At 67.3% G+C, this 15,202-nt stretch carries 12 protein-coding genes and 1 tRNA gene; 4 read left to right on the top strand and 9 right to left on the bottom strand.

Features of this window, described 5'->3' with window-relative positions; translation table 11 throughout:
- Nucleotides 1–90: 90 nt before the first annotated feature.
- The 6 genes from H0264_RS05435 to H0264_RS05410 form a co-directional block, all read right to left on the bottom strand.
- Complete coding sequence (locus H0264_RS05435; RefSeq protein ID WP_181582943.1) at nt 91–855, bottom strand: DUF8020 domain-containing protein; 765 nt, start codon at nt 853–855, stop codon at nt 91–93.
- Between the two features lie 48 nt (nt 856–903).
- Complete coding sequence (locus H0264_RS05430) at nt 904–2,154, bottom strand: ABC transporter substrate-binding protein (RefSeq protein ID WP_181582942.1); 1,251 nt, start codon at nt 2,152–2,154, stop codon at nt 904–906.
- Nucleotides 2,144–3,109, bottom strand: coding sequence for a branched-chain amino acid ABC transporter permease (locus H0264_RS05425; RefSeq protein WP_181582941.1), 966 nt, complete (start codon nt 3,107–3,109; stop codon nt 2,144–2,146). Before H0264_RS05425 ends, H0264_RS05430 begins: the two co-directional genes overlap by 11 nt.
- Nucleotides 3,106–3,987: a branched-chain amino acid ABC transporter permease gene (locus tag H0264_RS05420; RefSeq protein WP_181582940.1), complete on the bottom strand. Its 882-nt coding sequence runs from the start codon at nt 3,985–3,987 to the stop codon at nt 3,106–3,108. The genes H0264_RS05425 and H0264_RS05420 overlap by 4 nt, the downstream gene beginning before the upstream one ends.
- A 2-nt stretch (nt 3,988–3,989) precedes the next feature.
- Nucleotides 3,990–4,712 (bottom strand): ABC transporter ATP-binding protein, encoded by a 723-nt coding sequence (locus H0264_RS05415; RefSeq protein ID WP_181582939.1) that lies wholly within the window; start codon nt 4,710–4,712, stop codon nt 3,990–3,992.
- Between the two features lie 64 nt (nt 4,713–4,776).
- A complete protein-coding gene (locus H0264_RS05410) occupies nt 4,777–5,535 on the bottom strand; it encodes an ABC transporter ATP-binding protein (RefSeq protein ID WP_181582938.1) in 759 nt (252 codons plus the stop codon).
- Nucleotides 5,536–5,778: 243 nt separating this feature from the next.
- On the opposite strand from H0264_RS05410, the gene H0264_RS05405 reads away from it, so the two are divergent.
- Nucleotides 5,779–7,104, top strand: a complete 1,326-nt coding sequence (locus H0264_RS05405; protein ID WP_181582937.1) for a PucR family transcriptional regulator — start codon at nt 5,779–5,781, stop codon at nt 7,102–7,104.
- Nucleotides 7,105–7,108: 4 nt separating this feature from the next.
- On the opposite strand, the gene H0264_RS05400 is transcribed toward H0264_RS05405, so the two are convergent.
- The gene (locus H0264_RS05400) at nt 7,109–8,728 is read right to left on the bottom strand and encodes an acyl-CoA synthetase (protein WP_181582936.1); all 1,620 of its coding nucleotides are present in this window, start codon (nt 8,726–8,728) and stop codon (nt 7,109–7,111) included.
- A gap of 161 nt (nt 8,729–8,889) precedes the next feature.
- On the bottom strand, nt 8,890–10,527 hold the full coding sequence (locus H0264_RS05395) for a long-chain fatty acid--CoA ligase (RefSeq protein WP_181582935.1): 1,638 nt from the start codon (nt 10,525–10,527) through the stop codon (nt 8,890–8,892).
- A gap of 501 nt (nt 10,528–11,028) precedes the next feature.
- Between H0264_RS05395 and H0264_RS05390 the strand changes: the two genes are divergently transcribed.
- The 3 genes from H0264_RS05390 (at nt 11,029) to H0264_RS05380 (ending at nt 13,649) form a co-directional block, all read left to right on the top strand.
- Entirely contained in the window at nt 11,029–12,507 is a 1,479-nt protein-coding gene (locus H0264_RS05390; RefSeq protein WP_181582934.1) for a flavin-containing monooxygenase, read from the top strand.
- A gap of 59 nt (nt 12,508–12,566) precedes the next feature.
- Nucleotides 12,567–13,487 (top strand): class I SAM-dependent methyltransferase, encoded by a 921-nt coding sequence (locus tag H0264_RS05385; protein WP_181582933.1) that lies wholly within the window; start codon nt 12,567–12,569, stop codon nt 13,485–13,487.
- Between the two features lie 89 nt (nt 13,488–13,576).
- A tRNA-Arg gene (locus H0264_RS05380) sits at nt 13,577–13,649 on the top strand.
- A 246-nt stretch (nt 13,650–13,895) separates the two neighbouring features.
- Here H0264_RS05380 and H0264_RS05375 read toward each other — a convergent pair.
- Nucleotides 13,896–15,020, bottom strand: a complete 1,125-nt coding sequence (locus H0264_RS05375) for a fatty acid desaturase family protein (protein ID WP_181582932.1) — start codon at nt 15,018–15,020, stop codon at nt 13,896–13,898.
- Between the last annotated feature and the right edge of the window lie 182 nt (nt 15,021–15,202).

Raw genomic sequence — 15,202 nt, 5'->3', positions numbered from 1 at the left:
CCAGCATTGCAACAGGATTGCCGCAACATGAGGCAACTTACCCGGGGCGTCCGACATCGATGCCCGGTTCGGAACCGGAAGGTGCGGCGGCTACTTGGTGGCGGGGACGGTCGCCGGGTCCTTGCACATGGCGAGGGTGGCGGGGCAGGGGGTCAGGATGGTGCTGAAGTACTGGAAGGCGGAGAAGAGGGCCAGGGGACCGCCGACGGTGACCAGGCCGACGACGCCGCCGACCGCGCCGAGGGTGGCGGCGCCGAGCACGCAGCCGGCGATGGTGGCGCCGACGAACGGTAGCAGCAGCGCGATGACGGGGCTGGAGATGGTGGCGCCGACCGCGCCGCCGACCAGGCAGCCGATGCCGCCGCCGAGGACCGCGCCGACAATGGCGGAGACGGCGCTGCCGATGGTGAGGCGCTGGGCGAGGACGCCGAGCGCGGTCTGATCGCGGGGGGTGAAGGATTCGGAGACGTTCTTCAGGGCAGTGTCGGCGGAGATGACGTCGGCGGCCGCGACATCGGCGATCGGGGTCCCGCCCTCCTTCGCGGGCGTGAGAACCGCGGTGCCGCCGTTGATTTCGGCGGCGATCGGGTAGGCGTTGCCGTTCATCCGGTAGGTGAGGGGCACCGAGGCCACCGGGGTGCCGGCCTGGTCCGTGAGCACGAGTTGGTCACCGACGGCTTGCAGCTTGCCGTCGCTGGTGGTGATCACGGCCGAGTCGCCCTGGCGGTTCACCTCGTAGTGCACCTCCTGCTGGACGGGGTTCTCGGAGACGGGGGCGGCCGAGGCGCCGGCGGTGGAGATGCCGAGGGCGGCGGTAACCAGGGTGGCGGTGACAAGGGTGTGGCGGAGCTTCATCGGGTTCCTCGCTGAACTGATGGATTTACTGAGGGGTGTTGCGGGGGTTCATTTGCCGGTGTCGATGACGGAGCCGACCGGAGTCCAGTGGTCGCCTTCGAAGCGCTGTATCTGGATCGCCTCCATCGGGAAGGCATCGCCCGCACCGGTTTTCAGGGTGATGCCGGGCAGCAGCGTGTCGACGCTAATGCCGGAGATATTGCGGGCGGCGTCCCGGAGTCCTTCGCGGGTGGCGCATTTCGCGGCCTCGAAGGTCTTGTGGAAGCTCTCGGCGGCGGACCAGCCGACCAGGCTGTAGGTATTGGTGGGGTCGGCCCCGGGGGCGTACTTGGCCAGCTTCTCCTTGTAGAGCAGCATGGCGGCGTCGGTGTTCCACTGCGGGTCGGAGGGGTCCTTGGTGAAGGCTCCGGAGATGACGCCCTGCACGTTCGGGAAGCCGACCGGCTTCAGCACCGACACCGAGTTGGCGACCATGGACAGCAGGTGCAGCGGATTCCAGTCCGGATTGCGGACATCGGCCGCGACCGCCTGGGCGGCGAACTTCGGGGTCGAGAAGTTCAGCAGCACATCAGGTTTGGTCTCGGACAGATTGCGCACCTGCGCTTCCACGGAAGGGTCGGTGACCTCGTAGCTCTGCTGAGCGACGATCGTGACGCCGCTGCCCTCGATGCCGGCGGTGAAGGCGTCGCGCAGATCCTTGCCGAAGTCGTCGTTCTGGTACAGCACGGCCACGGTCGCATTCGGCTTCTGCTGTTTCACGTACTGCGCGAAGGCTTTTCCTTCGGCCAGATAGCTGGGCTGCCAGCCGATGGTCCAGGGATGGTCCTGATCGGAACCCCACTTGGTGGCCCCGCCGGCGACGAACACCTGCGGCACCTTGCGGTCGTTGAGGTAGTCCCACACCGCGGAAGACGTTGGTGTGCCCAGGGTTTGGAAGACCGCGAACACCTGGTCCTGTTCGACCAGCCGCCGCACCTCCTCGACCGTCTTGGGCGGCTGGTACCCGTCGTCGCGCACCTGGTAGTCGACCTGACGCCCGCCGATGCCGCCCTTCTCGGCATTGACGTAGTCGAAGTAGGCCCGCACGCCCTTGGGCATCTCCCCGTAGGCGGAGGCCGGCCCGGACAGCGGGTACACCCCGCCCAGCTTGATGCTGGTGTCGGTGATGCCGATGGTCTGCTGCCCCTTGCAGTCGCCCTGCGCGGTGGTGCCGCCGCTGTCGCCGCGGCCACCACAGGCGGTCAGCGACAGCAGCACCGCGGCTGCCACCCCGACCGCACGAAAAGCCCTAGTGCGCATTGGTTTTTCCTTTCCGAGCAAACTGTTCGATCCGGCGCGCCACCCGGCCGGTGAGACCGGCCAATCCGGTGGGCGCGAGGTACATGACCGCGATGATCACGAGGCCGAAGACGACTCCCGGCGCGGCTTGATTGACGTCCTGGGCGAGGCCGGGCACGTACATGACGAAGAATCCGCCCAGCAGCGGGCCCCACAGCGACCCCAGCCCACCGACCACCAGCCCCGCCAGCAGCGTGATGGACAGTCCGGTGGCGAAGGAGTCGGGTGAGACGTAGGCGATCACCCAGGTGTAGACGCACCCGGCCAGGCCGGCGAGCATGGCGCTCCAGGCGAAGGCGAGGGTCTTGTAGTGCGCGGGCCGCACGCCCATGACCTCGGCGGCGGTCTCGTTGTCGCGAATGGCGTTGAGCGCCCGGCCGACTCGCGACTTCCGCACGCCCGCGATGATCAGGAAACTCACCACCGCGACGCCCAGCGCCAGGAAGTACAGCCACTGATCCTCGGCCAGCCCGCTCCACTCCGGCGGCGCGATCTTCGCCACGGTGAGCCCCATGGACCCGCCGGTCAGCGATTCGAATCGCTTGAGCAGCGGCACCAGGAAGATCGCGATGGCCAGCGTGACGAGCGCCAGATAGAGGCCCTTCAAGCGCAGCGCCGGAATGCCGAGCGCGAACCCGAGCACGAAGGTGACCGCGGCGGCGACGGGCAATGTCGCCAAATACGGAGTGTCCCAACGATCCATCAGCACGGCGGTGGTGTACGCGCCGACCGCGAGGAAGGCCCCGTGCCCGAGCGAGATCTGCCCGGTCTGCCCCACCAGCAGGTTCAACCCCACCAGCGCGACCGCGTACACGAGCGCCATCGACAATTGGAACGTGTGGAAGGGAGCCAACTGGAAGGGCAGATAGCAAGCCAGCGCGACCAGCACAACGGCCCCGATCAGGTTCTTACTCATACCCGCTCCACCACCGCTCGACCGAACAGACCCTGCGGCCGCACCAGCAGCACGCCGAGGATGATCGCCAGCGGCACACCGATTTTCAGCTCGGTGCCGATGACATCCACATATGCGCCCGTGAGGGTTTCGGCGACGCCGACGATGAGACCGCCCACCACCGCGCCGCCCGGACTGTCGAACCCGCCGAGGGTGGCCGCGGCGAAGGCGTAGATCAGAACCCCGCCCATCATGTTCGGTTCGAGGAAAAGCACCGGGGCGGAGAGCACTCCGGACACCGCGCCGACCAGCGCCGACAGGCCCCAGCCGAGCGCGAGCACCGCGCCGACGCGAATCCCGCTGAGCCGCGCCGACACCGGATTGCTCGCCACCGCCCGCATGGCCAAACCGATTCGGGTGTACCGGAACATGAGGTAGATGGCCGCCATCACCAGCGCCACCACGGCGATCACGCCGAGGCTGCCGTACCCGGCGCTGACGCCACCGGCACGCAATGCCCCGTCCGGGAACGGATTCGGGAACGACTTCACCTGATACGACCAGATCCAGCCGGCCGCCGCATTGGTGATGAAGTACAGGCCGACGGTGACGATCACCAGGGTCAGCTCGGGCGCGCCCTCGACCGGCCGGATCACCACCCGTTCGATGAGCATGCCGCCCGCGAAAGAGATTGCGAGCGCGGCGATCAGCGCCATCCAGAACGGCATGCCGCCCTCGACGAACTGCCAGGCCAGGAAGGCCGAGAACATGGCCAGCTCACCCTGGGCGAAGTTGACGATCCCGGTGAAGCGGTAGATGAGCACCAGGGCCAAGGCCAGTCCGGCGTAAATCGCACCGGCACTGAGCCCTTCGAGCATCTGCTGTAGGAATCCGGCCACGATCACACCCGGTATCCGAGATAGGACCGCGCGACCTGTTCGTTGTCGCGAATCTGATCCGCGGTGCCGGACAAGACGATTCGCCCGGTCTCCAGCACATGCGCCTGATGGGCGACGCCCAGCGCCAGATGCGCGTTCTGTTCCACCACGAGCACGGTGGTGCGCTCCTCCCTGTTGATGGTGTGCACGATCCCGAAGAGTTCCTGCGTGATCAGCGGGGAAAGCCCCAGCGACGGTTCGTCGAGCAGCAGCAGGCGGGGGCGCAGCATGAGGGCCCGCCCGATGGCCAGCATCTGCTGCTGGCCACCGGACAGCCCGCCGGCCGGTTCGCGCACCTTCTCCTTCAGGATCGGAAAGAAGTCGAAGACCCGCGCCAGCTCGGCCTCGACCCCCTTCCGATCCCGTCGGGTGTACGCGCCGAGCCGCAGGTTCTCCCCCACGGTCAGCGCGCCGAAGGTGCCGCGGCCCTCCGGAACATGGGCCACGCCGCGGCGGGCGACGGCTTCCGGTGCGCGGCCGGTGATTTCCTCGCCGTCCAGCCGGATCGTGCCGCGGGCGCGGACCATGCCGCACAGGGCGCGCAGCAAGGTGGTCTTGCCCGCCCCGTTCGGTCCGAGCAGCGCGCAGACTTCGCCGCGCGCGATCGAAAAGCTCACTCCGTGCACGACTTTCGCGCCGCCGTAACCGGCGTGCAGGTCCCGCACGGTCAGAAATGGTTCAGTCACAGGCACTCCCTTTCGTCATCCCGGCATGCTTTTGGCCGGGATCCAGCAGGTGCCGAACCCGAGCTCACGCGGCAGTGCCCAGATAGGCGGCGATGACCGCCGGATGCTGTTGCACCTCTTCGGGTTTGCCCTCGGCGATGACGACGCCGAACTCCAGGCACACCACCCGCTCGCAGGTGCCCATGACGAAGCCCATGTGGTGTTCGACCACCACGACCGTCAGGCCCAGCTCGTTCCGCAGCCCGGTGAGCCGCTCCGCGAACTCGTCCACCTCGCCGTGGCTGAGCCCGTTCACCGGCTCGTCCAGCAGCAGCAGTTTCGGCCGCACGGCCAGCGCCCGCGCCAGCTCGATGCGCTTGAGCGTGCCGAAGGGCAGTCCGGCGGCGAGATGATCGGCGACCTCCATGAGGTCGAGGCGCTCGAGCACCTCGTCCACCTCGGCGCGCAACCGGGCCTCCTCGCGGCGGACCCCGGGCAGCCGCAGTGCGGCGCCGATGAATCCGGCCTCGGCCCGGTGATGCGCGCCGACGAGCACGTTGTCGCGCACCGAGAGTCGCGGGAACAGTCCCAGATTCTGGAAGGTCCGCGCGATGCCCAGCCCGGCCAGCGCGTGCGGGGGCGCGGCCAGCAGATCGCGCCCGTCGTAGCGGATGGTGCCCGTGGTCGGCGTGTACCGCCGGGTCATGCAGTTGAACAGTGTGGTCTTCCCCGCCCCATTGGGCCCGATGAGCCCGACCATCTCGCCTGACGCGACCTGAAAGCCGACCTCCTGGAGTGCGGTGATCCCGCCGAAGCGGACGGTGAGTTGGGAAATCTCGAGCATGTGTCCTCCGGCCCGCGACTACCGCGCGGGCTGAGTTTCCGTGCGGGGCGTCACACTTGCCCCTGCCGGTGAATCAGTGCTCGCAAACAGTAAAAGGGCAGTTCAGACCGCACATTGGGCGTGGAGGACCAACTTGGCGGGCCAGGTTTGTCCGCCGGGGACAGTGCGTTTGTTCGCGGCGAACAGTGCGCGCGGGACCAAGCGGCGTTGACACGTCCAGCAACTCATGGATTAATCCCGGTCATGTCAGCTCGATCACAGCAGTCCGACGTCGCTTATCCGGACGAGCTGGTGGCCGAGCGCTTCCGCATCGTCGAGCGGCTCATGGACCGGGTTCCCGATATGGCGGAGTCCGGGGTCGCGGCCATCGTCACCCAGATCCCCGCGTACGCCGACCGCGACGAAGCCTTCCTCGCCGATGTCCGCGACCAGCTCGCGCACCTGTGCCACACCGGATTGAGCGCGCTGCTGGAGCATCGCAAGGTCACCGCGGCCGATATCGCGTACGCCCGGCGAGCCGCGGCCCGGCGCGCGCGGGCGGGGCTCACCCTGGTCGACTACATCAGCGCGTTCCGGCTCGGGCAGCAGGCGCTGTGGAAGCTGTTGCTCAGCACCTCCGACGATTCGGAGCTGGGACGCGAGGCGGCGCTGTCGCTGGTGGTGCCGCTGACCCGGTTCTGCGATCTGGCCAGCACCCAGGCAGCAAACGCGTATCTGGAGTTCCAGCAGTATCTTTCGGCCGAGACCGATGAGAGCCGGGCGCTGCTGGACAGCCTGCTCGACGGAGCGCTGCCCGAACGCGGGCCGCAACTCTCGCTCGCACACGCGCACGGAATCGGCGCGGATCCGGCCATGCCGCTGGTCGTCGTCACCGCCGTCGTTCTGGATTCGACGGCGTCGGGTCCGGGACAGCGCGGCGGATCCGACTCGGACGCACGGCATTTCGCGTCGGCCGCCCTGGCCCGCGTGGGCGTCAACGGTCTGCGCACGCTCGCCGTGGCCCGCCGCTCGGAGGTGATCGCCATCCTGCCGCTGGGCCGGTCCGGCGACACCGCCACCCTGTGCGAACGCCTGCGCCGCATGCAGGAGAAGTTGCGGGCCACCGGAATTCCGCTCGCCGTCGGGATCAGCCCGGTCGTCACCCGCATCGCCGATCTGCCGCGCGCCTACCAGGAATCCCGGGCCGCCCTGGATCTGCTGCCCACCGGCGGCGGCGTGCTCGCCCTGCCGGAACTCACCCCGTTCCGCTATCTGCTGCTGCGCGCCGACGAAACCGCCCGCCACCTCATCGACCCGCGCATCGAAGCGCTGCTCGCCGAGGACCGCACCCGCGGCGGCGCGCTGGCCGACACCATCCGCGCCTTCGCCGACGCCGACCTGAACCTCCGCGAGGCCGCCGACGCCCTCTGCGTCCACCACAACACGGCCAAGTACCGCCTCGGCCGCATCCAGGAGCTGACCGGCCGAAACCCGCGCCGTGTCAAGGATCTCGTGGAATTGCTGGTCGCGATCGACCTCCAGGACCCGCAGGCCGACTCCCCCGCGGAATCCCAGCGCCGAGCAGGCTGAAGCGCTAGAGGGCGCGGAGGTTCTTCTTGAGCACCTTGCCCGTGGGGTTGCGGGGCAGCTCGTCGATGAACACGACCTCGCGAGGGACCTTGTAGCGCGCCAGGTTCGACTTCACGAAGGACTTGGTGTCGTCCTCGGTCAGCTCGTGCCCGGCGTGGACGACGACGAACGCCTTCAGCCGGGAGCCGAATTTCTCGTCCTCCACACCGATTACGGCTGCCTCCATGACGGCGGGGTGGGTGTGCAGCAGTTCCTCGACCTCGCCCGGGAAGACGTTCTCGCCGCCGGAGACGATCATGTCGTCATCCCGCCCGTCGATGAAAAGCCTGCCCTCGGAATCGAAGTGGCCCACGTCCCCGGACGACATGAGTCCGCGCAACTGCTCCTTGTGCCCACCACCGGTGTAGCCCTCGAACTGCACGCCATTGCCCACGAAGATGCGACCGGTGACGCCCGCCGGAACGCGGCGGCCACGCTCGTCGACGATCTCCACGTGCGCGCCCAGCACCGGCTTGCCGACGCAACCCGGTTCCACCACAAGGTCTTCCGGCGTGGCGACGGTCGCGTAGGCGACCTCGGTGGACCCGTACAGGTTGTAGACGACCGGCCCGAAGGTCCCCATCACATCCCGGCACAACTGTGCGCCCAACTGCGACCCGGCGACGAAGATGATGCGCAGCGCGGTCAGATCATGCGCGGTCAGCGCCTTCGGACCCAGATCCACCATGCGCTGCAACATGACCGGCACCACGATCATGGTGGTGGCCTTGTGCTCGGCCGCGGAATCGATGGCGGTCTGCGGGTCGAAGCGCCGCCGGATCACCAGCGTGGAACCGAATCCGATGCTCAGCATGGCCATGGCGAAGCCGAGCGTATGGAAGATCGGCGCACAGCATTCGGTGACCTCGCCCGCCCGGAACGGCACCTTCGACAGCAGAGCCCCAAGGGCGAGAAGCGATTTCGGCTCCGCCCGCGGCGCGCCCTTGGGCGTTCCGGTGGTGCCACTGGTCAGCAGGATCAGCTTCGGCACCGCGCCCGGCGCGGGCGGCGACGACGGATCCCCTTCCGCGATAAGGGCTTCCAGACTGTCCGCACGCGGCTCATCGGTCCACGCCCGGTAGCTGCCGCGGCGCGGCGTCACCCCCTCCAGCATGCCGGCGTACTCGTCGTCGTAGACGAGCAGATCGGTGCCCTCACGCGTGGCCACGTCCCGGATCTGCGGTCCCGCGAAGTCGGTGTTCAGCAAGATGATTCGCGCCCCGCACTTGGCCGCGGCGAAAACCGCGTCCAGCAGACCGCGGTGGTTGCGCGCCAGAATCGCGACGCCCTCACCCCCGTGCAGCCCGCGCGCCCGCCACGCATTCGCGAGCCGATTCGACCGCTCCTCCAACTCCGCGAAGGTGAGCTCCCCGAGCTCATCGATGAGCGCGGTCCGCTCGGGATGCCGCGCCGCCGCCAAAGCCAGTCCGGCAGCGATGGTCCCGTACCGCAGCATGGCGGTGGCCGCGGTCAGCATGGTGTGCGGCGTCTCGATCCCCACCACCCCGCTGCGCAACACCAGCCGAGCCGACTCCGCCTCGTTCCACAGCCGCGTTCCGGCCGCGCGAATCACTCCGATGGTCATGCCGCCAGGGACCTCCTCGTCCACCCCACCCGTGTGCGGGCAACTGCCCTCAAACTAACGGTACGGCCCGGTCTCCGCGAGTGGAACCACTCCGTGCCCCGATTGCCCACCCCACAGCCCGGATTCGGGTTGTGGGGCGGGGACTCGGGGTGTGAGGTCCCTCAGCTCAACTTGGTCACAGTGAGCGCCCCATCCGCATACTGTCCGCGCAGGCGCTTCTTGTCGTACTTGCCGACGGAGGTCTTGGGGACCTCCTCGATGAAGGTCCAGTACTCGGGCAGCTGCCACTTGGCGAACTTGTCTGCCAGGAATTCGCGCAGCTCTTCGGGCTTCGCCTCGACGCCCTGGGCCAGGACCACGGCGACCAGCGGGCGTTCGTCCCACTTCTCGTCCGGGATGCCGATGACGGCGGCCTCGGCCACAGCCGGATGACCGACGACCGCGTTCTCCAGGTCCACCGAGGAGATCCATTCGCCACCGGACTTGATGACATCCTTGGAGCGGTCCACCAGGGTCAGATAGCCGTTGGGGCTGATCTTGCCGACATCGCCCGTGCGCAGCCAGCCGTCGTGGAACTTGTCGGGGTCCACCTCGGCTCCGGAGGGCGAGTAATAGGAGCCGGTGATCCACGGCCCCTTGACTTCCAGCTCACCCAGCGACGACCCGTCGTTGGGCACCACATTGCCCTCGTCGTCGATGAGCCGCGCCTGCACGCCGGCCGGGAAACGGCCCTGGGTGTAGCGGTAGGCCCAGCGCTCCTCGCCCTCGGAGCCGGTGGGCGGGTGCGAGACCGAGCCCAGCGGGGAGGTCTCGGTCATGCCCCACGCGTGCAGCAGCTTCACGCCGAATTTCTCGTCGAAGGCGCGCATCATGGACGGCGGCACGGCAGCGCCACCGACCACGCAGGTGCGCAGATGCGAAATGTCCTGCGGCTGTGCGGCCAGGGCCGCCAGCACGCCGCCCCAGATGGTGGGCACGGCGGCGGCGAAGGTCGGCTTGGTGGCGGCCATCATCTCCAGCAGCGGCTGCGGCTGCAGGAAGCGATCGGGCATGAGCAGGTTCGTGCCGGACATGAGGGCGGCGTACGGGATGCCCCAGGCATTCGCGTGGAACAGCGGCACGATGGCCAGCACGGTGTCGTCGGAGGTGAAGCCCATGCCGCTGGGCGAGATCACCTGGGCGGCGTGCAGCCAGTTGGAGCGGTGGGAGTAGACGACGCCCTTGGGGTCACCGGTGGTGCCGGAGGTGTAGCACATGCCCGCCGCCGACCGCTCGTCGATGACCGGGAAGTCGAAGGTATCCGGTTGCGCGGCAAGCAATTCGGTGTAGGCGTGCACGGTGACGCCCTCGGGCGCGGTCAGGGCGCTCGCATCGCCGTTGGCGACGATCACGTGGCGCACCGTCTTCAGGTTGGGCAGGTACTGCGCGAACATCGGAAGCAGCGTGCCGTCCACGATCACGACCTGATCCTCGGCATGATTGGCCACATACACCAGCTGCTCGGGGAACAAGCGGATATTGAGCGCGTGCAGCACCGCACCCATGGCGGGCACGGCCACATACGCGACCATGTGCTCATTGTTGTTCCACATGAAGGTGCCGACCCGGTCACCCTCACCGATGCCGAAGCCGCGCAGGGCGTTCGCCAGCCGCGCCGCGTCCGCGCCGATTTCGCGGAAGGTTTGCGTGCGGACCCCATCGCCGGTCCAGGTCGACACGGTGCTGTCGCCCTGGAAGGTGGACGCGTACTTCAGCAGTGTCGCCAGCGACAGCTGCTCGTCCTGCATGGTGCTGTACATGTTCCCAACCGCTCCTTGCCTATCCCTACTGGAGAGTGAACCAAGTCACTTCCGGGCAGAATAGCCGAATTCGGACACGGCCGGAGCTGGGGTGATCCCGAAATCAAAAGACCGCGGGCGGCGAACCCCACCCTCGCCGCCCGCGGCCTGTAGCCGACCCGCCATCGCGTATGCGACAACCAGCCGACTCCGAAGTCCTGGTGATCGATCAGCGCGCAACGACACCCCCTGCGGCGCCGCAGAATAGCCAATCACTAACCAGGACAAGCAAATTGGAGCAATGTCTTCCGTGAATATAGGGAGTCGGGCACGGGGCTGTCCAGTCGAGGACGGCGTCGCAGGTCAGACGCCACTCACCGTCCCACTCAGCGGGCTGTGAGGTGTCTTTCATCCGCTGTTGACAGGGTTGCGGGAATACCCAGTTCACGGCGTGGCCGAAAATACCGATTCACTGACCGGGTATGTCTTCGCAACCCGCGGGGCCGGTCCTACTGTCGAGACATGCGGGATCATCGAGGCACGCGAGCGCCGTCCATCCTCATCATCGGCGCGGGATTTGCCGGACTGGGCCTGGCGCTGGAGTTGAAGCGTCATGGGATCACCAACTTCACCATTCTGGAGAAGGCCGCGGATCTGGGCGGGGTGTGGCGGGAGAACACCTATCCGGGGGCGGCCTGCGATGTGCCGTCACCGTTGTACTCGTGGTCGTTCGAGCCGAAATCCGATTGGCCGCGGCGGTTCTCGCATCAGCGCGACATTCACGAGTACATGCGCGGGGTCGCCGAAAAGTACGACCTGCCCGCCTCGATCGAATTCGGCGTCGAGGTCACCGATGCCGAGTTCGACGAGCAGGCCGGGGTGTGGCGGGTGCGCACCGCCGACGGAAACACCCGCACCGCAGACGTTCTCGTGCCCGCGGTGGGTCAGCTGTCGCGGCCCGCGCTGCCGAACCTGCCGGGGATCGACGAATTCACCGGGGCGGCCTTCCATTCGGCGGAATGGGATCACTCGGTGGACCTCACCGGCAAGCGGGTGGCCTGCATCGGCACGGGAGCCAGTGCCATTCAATACATTCCGGCGATTCAGCCACAGGTGGCGCGGTTGACGCTGTTCCAGCGGTCGGCGGCCTGGGTGCTGCCGAAATTCGACACCGAGTACAGCGCACTGCATCACGCGCTGTTCAAGCATGTGCCGGTGACGCGGCTGGCAGAGCGGTTCGCCATCTGGGGGTTCTTCGAGGTACTGGCCTTGGCGCTCACCGATATTCCCGCCATCAAGACGCCGGTGGTCGCGCTGGCCGATCGGCATCGCGAACGGCAGGTGCCCGATGAAGCCTTGCGTGCCAAGCTGACTCCGGATTACGCGGCCGGCTGCAAGCGCGGACTGTTCTCCAACGAGTACTTCCCCGCACTCACCCAGGACAATGTGCGGGTGGAGACCACGGCCATCGAGGCGGTCACGCCGACGGGCATCCGCACCGCCGACGGGGTCGAGCACGAAGTCGATGTGATCATCTACGGCACCGGGTTCAAGGGCACCGAATTCCTTGCGCCCATGAATATTTCGGGTGCGGACGGGCGCAAGCTGTCCGATCATTGGTCGCCGGAGGGTGCGCGCGCGTATCTCGGCATGGCGGTGCCGCACTTTCCGAACATGTTCGTCATGTACGGCCCGAACACCAATGTCGGTTCGGGGTCGATCATCTACATGCTGGAGTCGCAGGCCCGCTACATCCGGCAGGCGGTGCGGTATCTGGCCGAGCACCCGGGCCGGTTCGTGTCGGCGCGCCCGGAGGTGGAGCAGTCCTGGGACGACTGGCTGCAGCGCCGCCTGCGGGACACCCCGTGGAACTTCTGCTCCAGCTGGTATCGCAATGCGTCGGGGCGCATCACCAACAACTGGCCCGGTATGACGTCGCTGTTCCGGTGGAAGACAAGGGAATTCGATCCGGCCGATTACGACGAGGGCAACGCTCGCTAGATTGTCTCAGACAGTTGCGGTAGCGTGGGTGCAGGCACCACACCCACCGGAGGGTCCCAATGACGCTGACCACCGCAGATCTGCCCGTCGAAACCCTGCCCGAGCGCACCCGGCGCTGGGCGCGGGAATGCTACGAATGGGCCAAGGTTCCTCTCCTCCCACCCGGTGAGCGGGCCGGCCGCATCTACGACATCGTCGGCCCGCAGAACCTTTTCGGCGAAGACTCCCTCTTCATCAATCTCGGCTACTGGCGCGACCGTCCCGCCACCCTCGACGAGGCCAGCCGCGACCTGGCCCGCCTGGTGGCCCGCGAAGCCGAACTCGGTCCCGGCGATGTCCAGGTCGATGTCGGCTGCGGCTACGGCGACCAGGACTTCCTCTGGGCCGAGGAGTTCGGCCCGCTGGAGATCACCGGCATGAACATCGCCGTCGAACAGATCGAGATCGCCAATCGCCGCGCCGCCGAACTCGGCCTGGCCGACCGCATCCGCTTCACCTACGGCTCGGCCGTCGCGCTCCCCCGCGAATCCGAATCCTGCACCAAGGTCACCGCTCTGGAGTCGGCCTTCCACTTCCCTTCGCACACACAGTTTTTCGCCGAGGCACATCGCATCCTCCAGCCCGGCGGCAAACTGGTGGCCGCCGACATCGTCCCCCGCGCCAACCCTTTCACCGACTTCGCCATCCGCGTAGGCGACACCCCCGCCCTCCGCCGCCTCCCCGGCACCCTCCACGAACGCGACGTCCTCGACCTCCCCCGCTACCGAAAAGCCTTGCAGCAGGCCGGTTTCACCGACGTCACCACCTACTCCATCCGCCGCGACGTCTACCGCCCCCTCGCCCGCCACCTCGGCAAGCGCCTGCGCGCCCCCGACATGCGCCGCGTCAACCCCGTCCTGCGCGCCACCTTCTCCCGCCCCGGCCTCCTGCTCTGGGGCCCCTGGGCCGACTACATCATCGCCGTGGGCACCAAAAAATAACCCCACCGATATGCATGCGACCCCGCGCCCGCCGACCAGGTAGACTCCCCGTCGTCCCGGTCGGCCGCGCACCCCGCGCCACCAGTTCAGCCCTCGTAGCTCAGGGGATAGAGCACCGCTCTCCTAAAGCGGGTGTCGCAGGTTCGAATCCTGCCGAGGGCGCTCCTGGGACCGCCGTTCGCCCAGGTCAGGCAGTGGTTCCTATTCGCGAGCCAATATACGCAGCCGAGAAACCCCCGGTCGCGTGTCGCAGGTTCGCATCCTGCGCGGGCTGCTGTCGGCTAACACCCCAGCTCAGAGCACTCTGTCGACATCGTCGGCCACGGCGTTGACGCACAGCTGAATCGGCAGTCGGACCGGGTGCGTCCGGACTCGGTGGGGCGGCGACCGTCGGGTGCGGCGGTGCTGCTATCGCGTCATGATGACACCGGCGGGCCGAGAGGCGTTGCCGGTGATGATGGGTGGCAGGGCCAGTCGGAAGATCTTCTTCCACACCGATCCGATTTGCGCGCTCAGCGGACCGGTGTTGTACGGCAGGCCGTAGTTCTCGCACAGGTCACGCACCTCGGGGGCGATCTCCTGGTATCGGTTGGCCGGTAGATCGGGGAACAGGTGATGCTCGATTTGATGCGAGAGGTTGCCCGAGAGGATGTGGAAAAGCTTGCTGCCGGTGATGTTCGAGGATCCGAGCATTTGCCGCACGTACCATTCGCCCGGGGTCTCGTCGGCGGTCTGCTCCTCGGTGAACGTCTGTACCCCGGCGGGGAAGTGGCCGCAGAAGATGATCGTGTAGGCCCAGATGTTGCGGACGATATTGGCGGTGGCATTGCCGGCCAGGGTGGGCACGAACAGCGGACCGGTCAGCAGCGGGAAGGTCACGTAGTCCTTGAGCACCTGCCGGCCGGCCTTGCGCCATTGGGCCGAGATCAGCCGCCGGAGGTCGGACCAGTTGCGCTTGCCCCGCACAATGTTCTCCACCTCGAGATCGTGCAGCATCACGCCCCACTCCACCAACAGCATCAGAGCGGCCGCGTACACCGGGTTGCCCAGGTAATAGGGATACCACCGCTGGCTTTCGTCGATGCGCAGGAAGCCGTAGCCCAGGTCGCGGTCGCGCCCGCGGATATTGGTGTAGGTGTGATGGATGTAGTTGTGCGAGTGCTTCCACTGGTCGGCCGGGCAGACCAGATCCCATTCGAACACTTGCGAATTCAGGGTCGGCTCGTGCATCCAGTCCCACTGGCCGTGCATGACGTTGTGGCCGATCTCCATGTTGTCCAGAATCTTGGACAGGCTCAGGGCGGTCACACCCGCCAGCCAGAACGGCGGCAGCAAGCCCAGATACATCAGGCCGCGGCCGGCCACCTCGAGACTGCGTTGCGCCTTGATGATCGAATAGATGTACTCGCGGTCGCGCCGGCCCAGATCGGCGGTGATCCGGGCACGCAGTGCGTCGAGCCGGCGGCCGATCTCCTCGACCTCCTGCGGACTCAGTACCATCGGGCCTGATTCGGGTGCGGTGAGTGTGGACATGGCGACTCCCCTGTGTCGGGTTTCGATGTCGACATCGCCGGCCGCGGCGTTGATGCACAGCTGAATCGGCAGATCGGATGCGTGTGGAACGCCTCGGCACGTGGGGCCGGCGGACCCGAAGCGCTCAATCGGGAGGGGTGGGAGGACTCTATTATATTCCCGTATTCCCTTGGTGTTCAATC

This window comes from Nocardia huaxiensis, assembly GCF_013744875.1.
GTDB lineage: Bacteria > Actinomycetota > Actinomycetes > Mycobacteriales > Mycobacteriaceae > Nocardia > Nocardia huaxiensis.
Note: the sequence above shows the minus strand (reverse complement) of the source record. Positions and strands in the feature narration are given on the sequence as shown.

Coding starts and splice junctions, on each gene's coding strand:
- H0264_RS05435 (WP_181582943.1), bottom strand. CDS start 855: ATGAAGCTCCGCCACACCCTTGTCACCGCCACCCTGGTTACCGCCGCC.
- H0264_RS05430 (WP_181582942.1), bottom strand. CDS start 2,154: ATGCGCACTAGGGCTTTTCGTGCGGTCGGGGTGGCAGCCGCGGTGCTG.
- H0264_RS05425 (WP_181582941.1), bottom strand. CDS start 3,109: ATGAGTAAGAACCTGATCGGGGCCGTTGTGCTGGTCGCGCTGGCTTGC.
- H0264_RS05410 (WP_181582938.1), bottom strand. CDS start 5,535: ATGCTCGAGATTTCCCAACTCACCGTCCGCTTCGGCGGGATCACCGCA.
- H0264_RS05405 (WP_181582937.1), top strand. CDS start 5,779: ATGTCAGCTCGATCACAGCAGTCCGACGTCGCTTATCCGGACGAGCTG.
- H0264_RS05400 (WP_181582936.1), bottom strand. CDS start 8,728: ATGACCATCGGAGTGATTCGCGCGGCCGGAACGCGGCTGTGGAACGAG.
- H0264_RS05395 (WP_181582935.1), bottom strand. CDS start 10,527: ATGTACAGCACCATGCAGGACGAGCAGCTGTCGCTGGCGACACTGCTG.
- H0264_RS05390 (WP_181582934.1), top strand. CDS start 11,029: ATGCGGGATCATCGAGGCACGCGAGCGCCGTCCATCCTCATCATCGGC.
- H0264_RS05385 (WP_181582933.1), top strand. CDS start 12,567: ATGACGCTGACCACCGCAGATCTGCCCGTCGAAACCCTGCCCGAGCGC.
- H0264_RS05375 (WP_181582932.1), bottom strand. CDS start 15,020: ATGTCCACACTCACCGCACCCGAATCAGGCCCGATGGTACTGAGTCCG.